Below are 15437 nucleotides of genomic sequence, written 5' to 3'. Positions count from 1 at the left end.
AGGCCATGCCGCTGTTGCCGTTGCTGTTGGTCATGATCGGTGCCTGCGTGGTGCTTGCCATGGTGGTGTTCGCATTTGCGGGGCCATCGGCCGGGCGCGCCAAGTCGCGGCGCATCGCGTCGCTGAGCGAGCGCCACGGTGACGCGCTGATTGTCGCGGAAGCGCAGATGCGCCGCATCTCGAACAACCGCGATACCAAGATGGACATCGCGTTCGGCCGCATCCTGCCGAACCCGGTGTTGCTCGCCAAGCGATTGGCGATGACCGGCAAGGACTGGACCGTCGGGCAATACGGCATGGCGACTGCCGGAATCGCAGTGGTCGTTGCGGTACTGATGCTGCTCAAAAGCATGCCGATCCTGCTGGCCCTGCTGTTCGGGCTGTTCGTCGGCGTCGGCCTGCCGCATCTCGTGGTGGGCAAGACGATCCAGCGGCGGATCGGCAAGTTCACCGTGAAATTCCCGGACGCGATCGAACTGCTGGTGCGCGGGCTGCGCTCGGGCCTGCCGATCAGCGAGACGATCGGGGTCGTCGGACAGGAACTCGACGGGCCGGTCGGCGAAGAATTCCGGTCGGTCAGCGACAAGATGAAGATCGGCCGGACGATGGACGCCGCGCTGCAGGAAACCGCCGACCGTCTCGGCACGCCGGAGTTCCAGTTCTTCGTCATCACCATCGCGATCCAGCGCGAGACGGGCGGCAACCTGGCGGAGACGCTGGCGAACCTCGCCACCGTGCTGCGTCAGCGTGGCCAGATGAAGCTCAAGATCAAGGCGATGTCGTCGGAATCGAAGGCGTCCGCCTACATCATCGGCGCGCTGCCGTTCATCGTGTTTGGGCTGATCTATTTCGTCAACGGCACATACATGCAGAACTTCTTCATCGATCCGCGGCTCATCGTCACCGGCATAGGCGGCCTGATCTGGATGGGGATCGGCGCCTTCGTGATGAGCAAGATGATCAACTTCGAGATCTGAGGGATACGACATGGGCGAGACCGCCGGACCTACCCTGCTCGGGATCGATGTACTCTGGGTCGCGACGATCCTGTCGGGCGTCGCCGCGTTCGCGGTGATGATCGCGATCTACGCGGTGATGACCGTCAACGATCCGATGGCCAAGCGCGTCAAGGCGCTGAACGACCGGCGCGAGCAGTTGAAGGCGGGCATCACCGCGTCCACCAAACGCCGCGCGAAGCTGGTCCAGCGCAACGATACCGCGGACCGCATGCGCGGCATCCTGTCGTCGATGAAGGTGTTGCAGGACAGCCAGGTCAAGGCGGTCCAGGTTAAGCTGATGCAGGCCGGCATCCGTTCGAAGGAATGGGCGCCGTCGGTGATCTTCGGCCGGCTGGTGCTGCCGATCGTGCTCGGCGGGGCGATGCTGTACTGGGTGTACGGCACCGATGGCTTCGCGACCTGGGGGCCGCTCAAGAAATACGGGCTCGTCGCGATGACGTTCATCCTGAGCTACAAGGCGCCGGACCTGTATCTCGACAACAAGATCAAGAAGCGCTCGGACGCGATCCGCAAGGGGCTGCCGGATGCGCTCGATCTGCTCGTGATCTGCGCCGAAGCCGGTCTGACCGTCGATGCCGCATTCCACCGCGTCGCGCGCGAACTGGGGCGTGCCTATCCCGAACTTGGCGAGGAGTTCACGCTGACCGCGATCGAGCTGGGGTTCCTGACCGATCGGCGCAGCGCATTCGAGAACTTTGCCCTGCGCGTGAAGCTGGACGCGGTGAAGGGCGTCGTCACGACGATGATCCAGACCGAGAAATACGGCACCCCGCTGGCGTCGGCGCTGCGCGTGCTGTCGGCCGAGTTCCGCAACGAGCGCATGATGCGCGCCGAGGAAAAAGCCGCGCGACTGCCGGCGATCATGACCGTTCCGCTGATCCTCTTCATCCTGCCGGTGCTGTTCGTCGTCATCCTCGGACCGGCGGCGTGTTCGATCTCGGACAACCTGATCAAGGGCTGAGGCAACCGCAGCGCCGGCGGATCGTTGAGCTCCCGTAACAGGAGGGTTTTTACGATGCCGTTGTTTTCCACACCTACGCAGTTCGCGGCGCTTGCGCTGGTCTTCGTTGCCGGCTGGCTGTTCGGACTGGCGAGCCATCCGGGGGGGAAGAAGTGGAAGGCGCGGTATCTGGCCGAGCGGGATGCGCATGCTGCGGTGAAGAAGGATGGCGACGTTCGGGCGGCGGCGGCGGAGAAGCGGGCTGTCGAGGCCGAGCATGAGAATGGCCGGTTGATGAAGGCGGCCGAGGCGGCGCGGGTTGCTCCGGCGGTTGTCGAGCGTCAGCCGGTTGTGGAGCGGGCGCCGGTTGCGGATGCGTCGCGGACTGGGGCGCTGTCTTCGGCGCGGCCGGGTTATGCTCGGCCGGCGTATAATGCCGATGGGACCAAGCGTGGTTGGTTCGATTTTGATCAGCGTCGGTGAAGGTTGGGGGCTGGGTTAGGTTGGCCCCTGCCCCCTTGGTCTCCCGCGAAGGCGGGAGCCCAGTCTGGGTCCCCGCCTTCGCGGGGAAACAGGTTTGATTCACGATCAACCAACCAAATAGCCACCACCCCGGCGTAGGCCGGGGCCCAGTTGGGGATTTTGCGTAACTGGGGACGGTCCTTCGTTACTTTGGACGTTCCAATTGGGCCCCGGCCTTCGCCGGGGTGGTCCTATTTTAGGTCGGTATTACTTCTTCGACAGCGCCGCTTGGGCTGCTGCCAGGCGGGCGATCGGGACGCGGTAGGGGCTGGCGGAGACGTAATCGAGGCCGACCTTTTCGCAGAATGCGATGCTCGCCGGATCGCCGCCGTGTTCGCCGCAGATGCCGAGCTTGATGCCGGCACGCGTCTTCCGCCCACGTTCCGCGGCGATCTCGATCAGTTCGCCAACGCCTTCGACGTCGATGCTGACGAATGGGTCCTTCGCGTAGATGCCCTGTTCGACATAGGCGCCGAGGAAGCGCGAGGCGTCGTCGCGGCTGACGCCCAGCGTGGTCTGCGTCAGGTCGTTGGTGCCGAACGAGAAGAACTCGCCGACTTCCGCGATCTCGCCAGCCCGCAACGCGGCGCGGGGGAGTTCGATCATCGTGCCGACGAGATACTCGATCGTCCGGCCCTTTTCGGCGAACACCGCCTGCGCGGCCTTGTCGACGACCGCCTTCATCAGTTCCAGCTCGCGGCGGGTCGCCACCAACGGGATCATGACCTCGGGGATCGGGGCCGCGCCGGACTTCTCGGCGACGTCGACCGCCGCCTCGAAAATGGCGCGGGCCTGCATCTCGTAGATTTCGGGATAGGTCACGCCGAGGCGGCAGCCGCGGTGGCCGAGCATTGGGTTGAACTCGTGCAGTTCTGCCGCACGACGCTTGAGCGTGTCGACGTCGACGCCCGCCGCGGTCGCGACCTCGGCGAATTCGGATTCCTCGTGGGGCAGGAACTCGTGGAGCGGCGGATCGAGCAGGCGGATCGTCACCGGCAGGCCGGCCATCACCTCTAGGATCTCGGTAAAGTCCTTACGCTGTTCGGGGAGCAGCTTCTCCAAGGCAACGCGGCGGCCCTTCTCGTCGCTCGCCAGGATCATCTGGCGGACGTTGGTGATGCGGCTGCTCTCGAAGAACATGTGCTCGGTACGGCAGAGACCGACGCCCTCGGCGCCGAACTCCCGCGCGACGCGGCAATCTTCCGGCGTCTCGGCGTTGGCGCGGACCTTCAGGCGGCGGACCTCGTCGGCCCAGACCATCAGGGTGGCGAAATCGCCCGACAACTCGGGCTGCACGGTTGCGACCGCGCCGATCATCACTTCGCCGGTGGTGCCGTCGATGGTGAGCAGGTCGCCCTCCTTCACCTCGCGGCCGCCGCAGCGCATGATCTTCGCCTTGGCGTCGATGGAGAGCGTGCCGGCGCCGGAAACGCAGGGGCGTCCCATGCCGCGTGCGACCACGGCCGCGTGGCTCGTCATCCCGCCGCGCGCGGTGAGGATGCCCTTCGCCGCGTGCATGCCGTGGATGTCGTCGGGCGAGGTCTCGGTCCGGACGAGGATGACTGCGACACCATCGGCGGCCTTCTTCTCGGCGGCATCGGCGTCGAACACGACCGCACCCGAGGCTGCACCCGGCGATGCGGGGAGGCCCTTGGTCAGCACGTCGCGCGTTGCCTTGGGGTCGAGCGTCGGGTGGAGCAGCTGGTCGAGCGCCATCGGCTCGATGCGCAGGATCGCTTCCTCGCGCGTGATCAGCCCCTCGTTGGCCATGTCGACGGCGATCTTGAGCGCGGCCTTGGCGGTGCGCTTGCCGGCGCGCGTCTGGAGCATCCAGAGCTTGGTCTTCTCGACCGTGAACTCGATGTCCTGCATGTCGCGGTAGTGGTTTTCGAGCGTGTCGAACACGTCGGCGAGCTGGTGGTAGACCTCGGGCATCGCCTCTTCCATCGAGGCGGGCTTGGCGCCGGCGTCCTCGCGCGCGACTTTGGTCAAATATTGCGGCGTGCGGATGCCGGCGACGACGTCCTCGCCCTGCGCATTGATCAGGAACTCGCCGTAATAGGCGCGGTCGCCCTTCGACGGGTCGCGCGTGAACGCGACGCCGGTCGCCGAGGTGTCGCCCATGTTGCCGAACACCATCGCCTGGATGTTGACCGCGGTGCCCCAGCCGCCGGGGATGTCGTTGAGGCGGCGATACACCTTCGCACGCTCGGACTGCCACGAGCCGAACACCGCGCCGACCGCGCCCCAGAGCTGGTCGTGGACGTCCTGCGGGAAGGGCTTGCCCCAGAGCTTCTCGACGAGGCCTTTATACTCCGCGACGAGTTTCCGGAGATCGTCGGCCGAGAGTTCGGTGTCGAGCGTGAAGCCCTGGTCTTCCTTGGCGATCTCCAGCGCTTCCTCGAACGCGCCGTGATCGAGTTCGAGGACGACGTCGGCGTACATCTGGATGAAGCGGCGATAGCTGTCCCACGCGAACCGTGCGTCCTCGGACTTGGCGGCGAGGCCCTCGACGGTCTGGTCGTTGAGGCCGAGGTTGAGGACGGTGTCCATCATCCCCGGCATCGACGCGCGGGCACCGCTCCGGACAGAGACGAGCAGCGGGTCGGCGGGGTCGCCGAACTTCTTGCCGGTGACGCCCTCGATGTGCGCGAGGCCGGTGGCGACCTCGTCGCGCAGGCCCTGCGGGAACTGGCCGCCCTCGTCGTAATAGACCGCGCAGAAATCGGTCGAGATCGTGAAGCCCGGCGGGACCGGCAGGCCGATCGACGCCATCTCGGCGAGGTTCGCGCCCTTGCCGCCGAGCAGGTTCTTGTCGCCCTTGCCGCCATCCGAAACACCGCCGCCGAAGCGGTACACATATTGGGTCATCGCGGGTCCTCTAAGTGCTTGTTTTTATGGGCGGGGCAAAAGTGAAGTATAGAAAGTGCAGACGCTGGGAGCCGTCTGCACTTCCACCCCAGTCAGCCCTCGATCTTCGAAAAATCTGCGACGTTGTGCACTGCGGCGCGGACTCGCTCAAGTAGTGCGAGACGGGCGGAGCGCTTGGCGGGATCGGAGTCGTTGACGATAACGCTATCAAAGAACGCGTCGATCGGCGCGCGGAGGCTTGCAAGGGCAGCCATCGCGGCGGCGAAGTCCTCGCGAGCGATCGCGGCGGTGGCGCGGGGTTCGGCGGAGTCGAGCGCGGTCATTAGCGCCGTCTCTGCGGGTTCGGGGGTGTAGGACAGCGATTGTTGCTGGCCCGCACCTGCTGTTCCCTCGCGAACGCGGGGGTCCAGGCCCGCACCCTCCCGGAGTTCGCCGCCACTGAGTCCCTGGGCCCCCGCGTTCGCGGGGGAACTGGAGGGGGCCTCCTTCTTCAAGATGTTGGCGGCGCGCTTGTAGCCGGCGAGCAGGTTCGCGCCGTCCTCGGTGGTCACGAACGCCTGGAGCGCATGGACGCGCGCGAGCAGGCGGACGAGATCGTCCTCACCGCCGAGCGCGAACACCGCGTCGATCAGGTCGTGCCGAACGCCGGCTTCGCGTTGCTGAACTTTTAGGCGCTCATCAAGAAAATCGAGGAACCATGCCAATGGTCCGTCAGGCAACTCATACTGCGTCCGCGCAATTTTCGTAAAAGGGAAACGAAGCTTCGACTTCAAGATAGTCGCGATCACCCCCAGCATCGCGCGGCGAAGAGCAAACGGGTCCTTTGACCCTGTGGGATAGAGTCCAACAGAGAAAAACGAGAACAGCGTATCCAGCTTGTCCGCCAGGCTTACCGCGACCGTTACCGGGTCGGTCGGGACGTCGTCGCCTTGGCCGACCGGCTTGTAGTGGTCGCGGATGGCGGTGGCGACGGCCGGGTGCTCGCCCTGCGCGGCGGCGTAGTAGCCACCCATCAGGCCTTGCAGCTCGGGGAACTCGCCGACCATGCCGGTGACGAGGTCTGCCTTTGCGAGGCGGGCTGCGCGGTCGGCGAGGTCGGCCAATTCCTCCCCTGCAAGGGGAGGGGGACCGTCAGCCGTAGGCTGAGGGTGGAGGGGGTTCTCCGCGGACGCTGCGCTTCGTGGCGCGCCCCCTCCACCAGCTTCGCTGGTCCCCCTCCCCGTTCCGGGGAGGATTATGCCCTCTTCTACCAGCCAGCGGGCGAGCTTCGCGACGCGGTCGACCTTGTCGGCTACGGTGCCGAGTTTTTCGTGGAAGACGATCTTCGACAGCTTGTCCGCCTGCTCTTCGAGCGGGACCTTGAGGTCGGTGTCGTAGAAGAACTTGGCATCCGACAACCGCGCGGCGAGGACCTTGCGGTTGCCCTCGACGATCTTCGCGCCGCCGTCGTGCGCGGCGATGTTAGCGGTACAGACGAACGCGTTCGCCAGTTTTCCATCGGCCCCGCGGCAGACGAAATATTTCTGGTTCACGCGCGCCGTGAGCTGGATCACCTCGGGCGGGACGTCGAGAAACGCGGGGTCAAACTGGCCGAGCAGAGGAATCGGCCATTCCGTCAGGCCGGCATTCTCGGCGACGAGTCCCTCGTCCTCGATCAGTTCGAGCCCGGCCTGCGCGGCGGCTTCGCGGGCGTGGTCGCGGATCAGCGTGGCGCGTTCGTCGTGGTCGACGATGACGTGGCAGGCGCGCAGCTTCTCGACATAGTCGTGCGCGCCGCCGATCATGATCTGGTACGGGTGGTGGAAGCGGTGGCCGAGCGTGGCGGCGGCGCTGGCGATCCCGGCGATCTCGAACGGCACGATCTCTTCGCCGAGCAGCGCGACGATGCCTTGCAGCGGGCGGACCCAGCGGAGCGATTCGGTGCTGGCCGACGCATCCCCCCAGCGCATCGACTTCGGCCACGGGAAAGCGCGGACGATCGCGGGGATTGCCTCGGCGAGAACGGCGGCGGTGGCGCGGCCGGGCTTCTCGGTGACCGCGAACAGCGTGCCGTTGCGGTCGACGAGTTGCTCGCGCGTAAGGCCGGTTTTGCGGAGGAAGCCTTCGAGCGCCTGGGGGGGCGCTGAGGTCTTGGGGCCCTTGGTTTCCTCGGAGACGGCGGCGGTCTCGAGCGGCAGGTCGCGCGCGATCAGCGTCAGGCGGCGCGGGGTCGCGTAGGTGACGATGGCGCTGGTGGCGATGCCGGCCTTGGCGAGCTCGGCGGTGAACAGCTTCGACAGATCTTCGCGCGCACGCGCCTGCATCCGGGCTGGGATTTCTTCTGAGCGGAGTTCTAGGAGGAAATCAGTCACGCGGAACGCTCCATCTTCGCGCCATCGCGCCTTTGCGTGAACAAGATTTTCTCACGCGAAGGCGCAAAGGCGCGAAGAGATAAGAAGGATTGATTTAGGCCTGCGGCGCGGGGGCGCATCATGCTGCCCATCCGTGCTTGTCCATCCAGGCGGCACAGGCGCCCTTCGCGAGGTCTCGGACGCGGCCCATATAGGCTTGGCGTTCGGCTACCGAGATTACGCCGCGGGCCTGGAGGAGGTTGAAGATGTGGCTGGCTTTGATCGCTTGCTCGTAGGCAGGGATCGGAAGCTTGGCGGCTAGCGAGTTCTCGCATTCGGCGACGTGCTTGCGGAACTGGTCGAACAAGGAGTCCGTGTCGGCGATCTCGAAGTTCCACTTCGACATCTCCTGCTCGTTCTCCAGGAACACGTCGCCGTAGGTCACGCCGGCGTCGTTGAACGCCAGGTCGTAGACCGAGTCCTTGTCCTGGATATACATCGCCAGGCGCTCCAGCCCGTAGGTGAGCTCGCCGGCGACGGGCTTCATGTCGAAGCCGCCCATCTGCTGGAAATAGGTGAACTGAGTCACCTCCATGCCGTCGCACCAGACCTCCCAGCCGAGCCCCCAGGCGCCGAGCGTCGGGCTTTCCCAGTCGTCCTCGACGAAGCGGATGTCGTGCTTCAGCATGTCGATGCCGATCGCCGCGAGGCTGCCGAGGTAGAGTTCCTGGAGGTTCGCAGGGCTAGGCTTCAGGATGACCTGATACTGGTAGTAATGCTGGAGCCGGTTGGGGTTCTCGCCGTAGCGGCCGTCGGTGGGGCGGCGGCAGGGCTGGACGAACGCGGCGTTCCACGGTTTCGGGCCGAGCGCGCGGAGCGTCGTGGCGGTGTGGAAGGTGCCCGCGCCCATTTCCATGTCGTAGGGCTGCAGGATCAGGCATCCGTGTTCGCTCCAGTAATCGTGGAGCGTGAGGATCATGCGCTGGAAGCTAAGAGGCTTTATCACGGGCTGGGTCACAGGCTGGGTCACGGGCTGGGCTTTGGCGGATGGGGGTGCGGGAGGCAAGTGGTGCGTTGCGGCCGGGCGTCCTACATGGGCTGCACCAACGATAAGGATGCCGTCACCTTGAAGCTGTTTTCGAAGATCGTTTCGTTCCGATCCGCGCTCTCTGCCATCGCCATGGCGTTCGCTTTGCCCGCCTGTGCGCAGGTCGCGCCGAAGCCTGTGCAAGCCGCGAACGATGCCGATCCGGCGCTTTGGGTGGTGAAGGACAAGGACACGACGATCTACCTATTCGGGACGATCCATGTTCTGAAGCCCGGCATGACGTGGTTCGACGAGGCGGTGAAGACGGCGTTCGATCGGTCGAACCAGGTGGTGCTGGAGCTGGTGATGCCCGATCCGGCGAAAATGCAGTCGCTGGTGATGGCGACGGGGGTGTCGAAGGACGGCCCGACGCTGACCGAGCAGCTGCCTGCGGACAAGCGTGCGGCGTATGCCAAGGCGGTGACGGATCTGGGGCTGCCGGCGAATGCGTTCGATCGGTTCAAGCCGTGGCTGGCGGCGACCAACCTGTCGATCGCGCCGCTGTCGAAGCTTGGCTATGATGCGGCGAACGGGCCCGAGCAGGTGATCACGGCGGCGGCTAAAGCTGCGGGGAAGCCGGTGATCGGGCTGGAGACGGCGGAGCAGCAGTTGGGGTATTTCGGCGGGTTGTCGCAGACGGCGCAGATCCAGTTTCTCGGGAGCACGATCGACGAGTTGCCCAAGCTCGAGAGCACGATGGCGACGATGGTCGACGAGTGGGCGAAGGGGGATCCTGAGGCGCTCGCCAAGGAGATGAACGACAGTTTGAAGGACTCGCCGGAGGTGGCGAAGGTGTTGCTGGTGGATCGTAATGCGCGGTGGGCGGAGTGGGTGAAGACTCGACTCGGGACGCCGGGGACTGTGTTTGTCGCGGTCGGTGCTGGGCATCTGGCGGGTAAGGATAGTGTGCAGGCGCAGTTGGCGAAGCTGGGGGTGAAGGCTGAGCGGGTCAAGTATTGATGCCCAGTCCCTCTCCCCGAGAGGAGAGGGAGGGAGGAGCCCTTGCGACGGAAGGGTAAGGGGGAGTTGGGATAATCGCCCCGAGCCTCACCACCCCTCACCCTCCCACGTGCAAGCGGGCCCGTCCCTCTCCCCGGAGGGGCGAGGGGTCAGGTTTAGTTGATTCTAACGCCGCTTTCCGCTATGCGCCCGCGCTTCCGGTCCATGGTCATCCCTGGAGGCGTGGGCGGGAAAGACAACAAACGAGTTTCGGAGAATATTGATGAGCGACCAGTTGACGCTCGCAGCCGAGACGCGTGACCGGGTTGGCAAGGGAGCCTCCCGGGCGCTGCGTCGTGATGGCCGCGTGCCTGCCGTGATCTACGGCCTGAACCAGGAACCAACCTCGGTTCACCTCGAGGAAAAGGCGCTGATGAAGGCGCTGATGACCGGCCACTTCATGAATTCCGTCGTGATGGTCAACGGCGTGCGCACGCTGCCGAAGGACGTCTCGTTCCACCCGGTTTCGGATCGTCCGATCCATGTCGACTTCCTGCGCATCGGCGAGCATTCGACCGTCACCGTCGCGGTGCCGATCGCGTTCACCGACGAGGACGACGCACCGGGTATCAAGAAGGGCAAGGGCGTCCTCAACATCACGCGCCACGAGATCGAGCTGGTCGTCGACGCTTCGGACATCCCGAGCGAGATCACGATTTCGCTCGCCGGTCTGGAGATCGGTGATTCGATCCACATCAGCGACGTGAAGCTGCCCAAGGGCGCGACGCCCGCGATCGACGACCGCGACTTCGCGATCGCCACGATCGTGCCGCCGACCGTGCCGACCGTCGAGGACGAAGAGCTCGAGGCTGAAGTCGCCGAAGCTCAGGCTGCCGAGGCTGCTGCCGAGGAAGAGACCCCGGTCGAGCCTAACGACGATGACAACGACGACGACAAGATCACGCCGCAGAAGAAGGACTGAGGGTTCAGCCCTTCGTCTTAGGATGATCTGGCGGGCGGGGAAGCTAGGGCTTTCCCGCCCGTTTCGTTTTGTAGCTGTTCGCACCACCCAAAACCGCCATCCCCTCGCCCTCCCCGTCATCCCCGCGCAGGCGGGGATCCAGACCCTCGGACCTTTCTTATGGAATCGAGAGGTTCACCAATATGGGTTCCCGCCTCCGCGGGAATGACGGTAGGGGCACGCGCAACGACCGTTTCTTGGAGAATCACACGTGCAGATCTGGGCGGGACTCGGCAATCCGGGGGCGCAATATGCGATGCACCGGCACAATGTCGGGTTCATGGTCGCCGACGCGATCGCCGAGGTGCACGGCTTCGGCGCGGTCAAGAAGCAGTTCCAGGGCTGGACGCAGGAGGGGCGGATCGGCTCGACCAGGATCCTGCTGCTGAAGCCCGCGACCTTCATGAACGAGAGCGGGCGCGCGATCGGCGAGGCGTTGCGGTTCTACAAGCTCGGCGTCGAGGCGCTGACGGTGTTCCACGACGAACTCGACATCGCGCCGTTCCGCGTGAAGGTGAAGACCGGCGGCGGGACCGCGGGACATAACGGGCTGCGCTCGACCGACCAGCATCTGGGGCCGGAGTTTCGCCGCGTGCGGCTGGGGATCGGGCATCCGGGCCACAAGGATCGCGTGACCGGCTATGTGCTCGGCAATTATGCGAAGGCCGAGATCGAGCCGTTGTCCGACATGCTCGGCGCGGTCGCGGCGGAGGCCAAGTGGCTGGCGGAAGGCGACGACGTCCGCTTCATGAACGATGTCGCGTTGAGGATGCAGCCATGACCACCCGTTCCCTGTTTGCCACGCGGTTCTACGAGGCCGATCTCGGCGACGACGATCTGGTCGAGGAACTGGAGGACGCTGCGCGCGAGCTGGCGAAGGCCGATCGCGCCGGGGTCGCGTGGTCGAAGGCGCACGGCTATCGCGGGTACACGTCGTATGCGTCGCTGAACGACCTCCCGTTGCGCGATCCGCGGTTCGGGGATCTGGTGCGGCTGCTGAACAAGCATGTCGCGCAGTTCGCGAAGGATTGCGCGTTCGATCTAGGCGGGCGGAAGTTGAAGCTCGACAGTCTTTGGGTGAACGTCCTGAAGCCTGGGGGCGCGCATTCGGGGCATATCCATCCGCATAGCGTCGTGTCGGGGACTATGTATGTGGCGATTCCGGACGGGGCTGGGGCGTTGAAGCTGGAGGATCCGCGGTTGCCGATGATGATGGCGGCGCCGACTCGGCTGGAGGATGCGGCGGAGGATCTGCGGACGTTCGTTTATGCCGAGCCTAAGCCGGGGAGCGTGTTCTTGTGGGAGAGCTGGTTGCGGCATGAGGTCGTGCCGAATGCTGCCAAGGGCGAGCGGATTAGTATTAGTTTTAATTATCGATGGTGATTGGGGGCGGGCGGGCACTGTGCTTGAAATGGCACCACCCCGGCGAAGGCCGGGGCCCAGATGGGAAACGTCGCTAACCAAGGACTGCCCTTCATCAGATTGGCCTTCCCACCTGGGCCCCGGCCTTCGCCGGGGTGGTAGTGTTTGGGGGAGCGTTCGGCACCCTCTTACCCCCTCCCCTGAAGGGGAGGGAGTTTGGGGCGGCACCCGTTGAATGCCGCCCCCCTGCCTGATCAGGCCGTCGACATCGAGGCCATGTCGATGACGAAGCGGTACTTCACGTCGCTCTTCACCATGCGCTGATACGACGGTTCGATCTCGTCCATGCGGATCATCTCGATGTCCGACACCAAGCCGTGCTCGTTGCAGAAATCGAGCATCTCCTGCGTCTCGGCGATGCCGCCGATCAGCGAGCCGGCGATCGCGCGGCGCTTGAAGATGAGGTTGCCGACCGAGGGCGACGGATGCGCGTGCTCGGGCACGCCGACCAGCGTCATCGTGCCGTCGCGCTTCAGCAGCGCGGTGAAGGTGTCGAGGTTGTGGCTCGCCGCGACCGTGTTCAGGATGAAGTCGAAGCTGTTGGCGTGCTCCGCCATCGCGGCCTCGTCCTTCGACACGATCAGGTCCTTCGCGCCGAGACGCTTGGCATCGTCGCGCTTGTTCGGCGAGGTCGAGAAGACATAGACCTCGGCGCCCATCGCGTTGGCGATCTTGACGCCCATGTGGCCGAGACCGCCCAAGCCGACGATGCCGACCTTCTGGCCGGGACCGACCTTCCAGTGCTTGAGCGGCGAATAGGTGGTGATGCCGGCGCAGAGCAGCGGCGCGACCGCGGCGAGGTCGGCTTCGGGATGCGAGACCTTCAGGACGAAGCCCTCGTCGACGACGATCTTGTCCGAATAGCCGCCGAAGGTGTGCCCGCCGAGCACCGGATCGGGGCCGTTATAGGTGCCAACGAAGCCGGTGGTCTCGCAATATTGCTCCTCGCCGTCCTTGCACGACGGGCATTCGCCGCAGCTGTCGACCATGCAGCCGACGCCGACGACATCGCCGACCTTGAACTTGGTGACATCGCTGCCGACTGCGGTGACATGGCCGACGATCTCGTGGCCGGGGACGCAGGGGTAGAGCGTGCCTTCCCACTCGCCCTTGGCGGTGTGGAGGTCGGAATGGCAGACGCCGCAGAACGCGATGTCGATCGCGACGTCGGTCTTGCCGGGTTCGCGGCGCTCGAACGAGAACGGTGCGAGCGGGGTTTCGGGGGATTGCGCGGCGTAGCCGTTGGCGGTCGTGGTCATGGAATTCCTGGGGACTTCTGGGGGAGAGGCTCATGATAACCATCGAGCGGCGATATCTCTACCGAGCGGTATGATAATTTTGCTGCATTGCGGCAATCGAGTGGTTCGATCACGCCTGTCACTGTATGCGTACCACCCCGGCGGAGGCCGGGGGCCAGTTGGAAAGGTGGCAATAACGGTGTGCCGACTATCGTCAGCAACGTCCCCCAACTGGGCCCCGGCCTCCGCCGGGGTGGTGGCGTTAATCAGAGTGGCGCCCAACGATAAGCGCAGGCGTCCTTGCTGGCCTTCCTTGCCGCCCTGCCCTAAAGCGCCCGCACATTCTTATACCAAGGGCATATCATGGGTTTTCGCTGCGGCATCGTGGGGCTGCCGAACGTCGGCAAGTCCACTCTCTTCAACGCGCTGACCGAGACGGCCGCGGCGCAGGCGGCGAACTATCCGTTCTGCACGATCGAGCCGAACGTCGGTAACGTCGGCGTGCCCGACAAGCGGCTCGACGCGCTCGCGAAGATCGCGGGTTCGCAGAAGATCATCGAGACTCAGCTCGGCTTCGTCGACATCGCCGGCCTCGTGCGCGGCGCGTCGAAGGGCGAAGGGCTCGGCAACCAGTTCCTCGGCAACATTCGCGAGGTCGACGCGATCGTCCATGTGCTGCGCTGTTTCGAGGACGGCGACGTGACGCATGTCGACAACAAGGTCGATCCGATCGCGGACGCCGAGACGGTCGACACCGAACTGATGCTGAGCGATCTCGAAAGCCTCGAGAAGCGCGTGCCGAACCTCGCCAAGAAGGGCATGCAGGGCGACAAGGAGGCCAAGATCGGCGCCGCCGTGCTCGGCCAGGCGCTCGACCTGCTCCGCGAAGGCAAGCCTGCGCGGCTGACCGTGCCGAAGGACGAGGACGAGGCGCGCGTGTTCGCGCAGGCGCAGCTGCTGACGGCCAAGCCCGTGCTGTACGTGTGCAACGTCGACGAGGGCGATGCGGCGAACGGCAATGCGCTGTCGGCGCGGGTGTTCGAGAAGGCGAAGGCCGAGGGCGCGGAAGCGGTCGTCGTGTCGGCGGCGATCGAGGCGGAGATCGCGACGATGCCAGCGGAGGATCGCGGCGAGTTTCTCGGTGAGCTGGGTCTGGAAGAGACCGGCCTCGCGCGCGTCATCACCGCCGGGTACAAGCTGCTCCACCTGCTGACGTTCTTCACGGTCGGCCCGAAGGAGGCACGCGCCTGGACCGTCCACGAGGGCGCGACCGCACCGCAGGCGGCGGGCGAGATCCACGGCGATTTTGAAAAGGGCTTCATCCGCGCCGAGACGATCGCGTTCGACGACTTCATCGCGCTGGGTGGCGAATCGAAGGCACGCGAGGCGGGCAAGCTGCGCGCGGAAGGCAAGGCGTACGTCGTCCACGACGGCGACGTGATGCACTTCCTGCATAGCTGAGGGTTAGGCGGCGGCGGGTCAGCGATCGTTTTCGCAGGCTATCCCGTCGCCATCGCCGTCCATGCCGGCACGATACCCCGGCTGGCCGCGATGGAGCGGCGCTGCGCCTGCCGCGCGTACTTCGCGGCACCCGCGGTAGAATACCGAGCTTTCCGATCCGACGTTGGTCGAACGACGGGCCGGGGTCGATGGTCCGTATGCCGGTCGAACGACATTGTACGGCTCGGCGTCGGCGACTTGCCGGGGAGGCGCGACCACATGCCGCCGCAACGCCGGCGATGCGGCCACCGCTGCTTCGGGAGCGGCCGTGGTATCGACGACAGCCGAAACTGCGGTCGGCCGCGGTTCGGTGGCTTTCCAGACACCGGCAAACATCAATGTCGAGGCGATCGCCGTGACCGCGATAAAGGAGCGCTCCATAACGCCACTATACGAGCGTAGTGGTTGACGAATATTTATCGACGGTTGCTGCCTCAACAGCCGAGACGGCCGGTTACGCAATGTCCGCTATGAGGGGTGGGTTCAACGGGTGGCTGCAACACGCTGGGCGAACATTTCAGCCGGTGTCTGATACATCAAGGTCTTTC

Annotated in this window: 13 protein-coding genes; 8 read left to right on the top strand and 5 right to left on the bottom strand. The window is 65.2% G+C overall.

The annotated features are described in order from the left end of the window. Positions 1-5 precede the first annotated feature (5 nt). From IFR23_RS19295 to IFR23_RS19285, 3 genes are read left to right on the top strand one after another with little or no spacing between them, the layout of a single operon-like run. Complete coding sequence (locus IFR23_RS19295; RefSeq protein WP_192977233.1) at positions 6-977, top strand: type II secretion system F family protein; 972 nt, start codon at positions 6-8, stop codon at positions 975-977. A gap of 10 nt (positions 978-987) precedes the next feature. Beyond that, positions 988-1980 (top strand): type II secretion system F family protein, encoded by a 993-nt coding sequence (locus IFR23_RS19290; RefSeq protein WP_107961511.1) that lies wholly within the window; start codon positions 988-990, stop codon positions 1978-1980. A gap of 54 nt (positions 1981-2034) precedes the next feature. Then, on the top strand, positions 2035-2442 hold the full coding sequence (locus IFR23_RS19285) for a hypothetical protein (RefSeq protein ID WP_192977232.1): 408 nt from the start codon (positions 2035-2037) through the stop codon (positions 2440-2442). 246 nt (positions 2443-2688) lie between these two features. Here IFR23_RS19285 and ppdK read toward each other — a convergent pair whose 3' ends face one another. The 3 genes from ppdK to IFR23_RS19270 form a co-directional block, all read right to left on the bottom strand. Further along, positions 2689-5352, bottom strand: a complete 2664-nt coding sequence (ppdK, locus tag IFR23_RS19280) for a pyruvate, phosphate dikinase (protein ID WP_192977231.1) — start codon at positions 5350-5352, stop codon at positions 2689-2691. 92 nt (positions 5353-5444) lie between these two features. Beyond that, on the bottom strand, positions 5445-7703 hold the full coding sequence (gene glyS, locus IFR23_RS19275; protein ID WP_192977230.1) for a glycine--tRNA ligase subunit beta: 2259 nt from the start codon (positions 7701-7703) through the stop codon (positions 5445-5447). 118 nt (positions 7704-7821) lie between these two features. Continuing rightward, positions 7822-8661 carry a glycine--tRNA ligase subunit alpha gene (locus IFR23_RS19270; RefSeq protein WP_093398883.1) on the bottom strand — a complete coding sequence of 280 codons (840 nt, stop codon included), beginning with the start codon at positions 8659-8661 and terminating at the stop codon, positions 7822-7824. Positions 8662-8862: 201 nt separating this feature from the next. On the opposite strand from IFR23_RS19270, the gene IFR23_RS19265 reads away from it, so the two are divergent. The 4 genes from IFR23_RS19265 to IFR23_RS19250 all read left to right on the top strand — a co-directional run bounded on the left by IFR23_RS19265 (position 8863) and on the right by IFR23_RS19250 (position 12112). Beyond that, the gene (locus IFR23_RS19265) at positions 8863-9729 is read left to right on the top strand and encodes a TraB/GumN family protein (protein ID WP_192977253.1); all 867 of its coding nucleotides are present in this window, start codon (positions 8863-8865) and stop codon (positions 9727-9729) included. 262 nt (positions 9730-9991) lie between these two features. Further along, the gene (locus IFR23_RS19260; protein ID WP_060523897.1) at positions 9992-10690 is read left to right on the top strand and encodes a 50S ribosomal protein L25/general stress protein Ctc; all 699 of its coding nucleotides are present in this window, start codon (positions 9992-9994) and stop codon (positions 10688-10690) included. Between the two features lie 250 nt (positions 10691-10940). Then, positions 10941-11510: an aminoacyl-tRNA hydrolase gene (gene pth, locus IFR23_RS19255; RefSeq protein WP_120301056.1), complete on the top strand. Its 570-nt coding sequence runs from the start codon at positions 10941-10943 to the stop codon at positions 11508-11510. Further along, positions 11507-12112, top strand: coding sequence for a TIGR02466 family protein (locus tag IFR23_RS19250; protein ID WP_192977229.1), 606 nt, complete (start codon positions 11507-11509; stop codon positions 12110-12112). Before pth ends, IFR23_RS19250 begins: the two co-directional genes overlap by 4 nt. Positions 12113-12345: 233 nt before the next feature. Here IFR23_RS19250 and IFR23_RS19245 read toward each other — a convergent pair whose 3' ends face one another. Then, entirely contained in the window at positions 12346-13410 is a 1065-nt protein-coding gene (locus IFR23_RS19245) for an NAD(P)-dependent alcohol dehydrogenase (protein ID WP_192977228.1), read from the bottom strand. A 342-nt stretch (positions 13411-13752) separates the two neighbouring features. On the opposite strand from IFR23_RS19245, the gene ychF reads away from it, so the two are divergent. Then, positions 13753-14850 (top strand): redox-regulated ATPase YchF, encoded by a 1098-nt coding sequence (gene ychF, locus IFR23_RS19240; RefSeq protein WP_192977227.1) that lies wholly within the window; start codon positions 13753-13755, stop codon positions 14848-14850. An 18-nt stretch (positions 14851-14868) separates the two neighbouring features. Here ychF and IFR23_RS19235 read toward each other — a convergent pair whose 3' ends face one another. Beyond that, positions 14869-15270: an excalibur calcium-binding domain-containing protein gene (locus IFR23_RS19235; protein WP_197978559.1), complete on the bottom strand. Its 402-nt coding sequence runs from the start codon at positions 15268-15270 to the stop codon at positions 14869-14871. Positions 15271-15437 lie beyond the last annotated feature (167 nt).

Origin of the sequence: Sphingomonas sp. CFBP 13603, assembly GCF_014892665.1 — a bacterium.
Classification (GTDB): domain Bacteria; phylum Pseudomonadota; class Alphaproteobacteria; order Sphingomonadales; family Sphingomonadaceae; genus Sphingomonas.
This window is presented reverse-complemented; position numbering and strand designations above follow the sequence as displayed.

Bases quoted from the DNA above. Each gene is read 5' to 3' on its own strand.
- IFR23_RS19285 (WP_192977232.1), top strand. From the start codon at position 2,035: ATGCCGTTGTTTTCCACACCTACGCAGTTCGCGGCGCTTGCGCTGGTC.
- IFR23_RS19290 (WP_107961511.1), top strand. From the start codon at position 988: ATGGGCGAGACCGCCGGACCTACCCTGCTCGGGATCGATGTACTCTGG.
- IFR23_RS19245 (WP_192977228.1), bottom strand. From the start codon at position 13,410: ATGACCACGACCGCCAACGGCTACGCCGCGCAATCCCCCGAAACCCCG.
- IFR23_RS19260 (WP_060523897.1), top strand. From the start codon at position 9,992: ATGAGCGACCAGTTGACGCTCGCAGCCGAGACGCGTGACCGGGTTGGC.
- IFR23_RS19235 (WP_197978559.1), bottom strand. From the start codon at position 15,270: ATGGAGCGCTCCTTTATCGCGGTCACGGCGATCGCCTCGACATTGATG.
- ppdK (WP_192977231.1), bottom strand. From the start codon at position 5,352: ATGACCCAATATGTGTACCGCTTCGGCGGCGGTGTTTCGGATGGCGGC.
- IFR23_RS19295 (WP_192977233.1), top strand. From the start codon at position 6: ATGCCGCTGTTGCCGTTGCTGTTGGTCATGATCGGTGCCTGCGTGGTG.
- ychF (WP_192977227.1), top strand. From the start codon at position 13,753: ATGGGTTTTCGCTGCGGCATCGTGGGGCTGCCGAACGTCGGCAAGTCC.
- IFR23_RS19265 (WP_192977253.1), top strand. From the start codon at position 8,863: ATGGCGTTCGCTTTGCCCGCCTGTGCGCAGGTCGCGCCGAAGCCTGTG.
- IFR23_RS19270 (WP_093398883.1), bottom strand. From the start codon at position 8,661: ATGATCCTCACGCTCCACGATTACTGGAGCGAACACGGATGCCTGATC.
- IFR23_RS19250 (WP_192977229.1), top strand. From the start codon at position 11,507: ATGACCACCCGTTCCCTGTTTGCCACGCGGTTCTACGAGGCCGATCTC.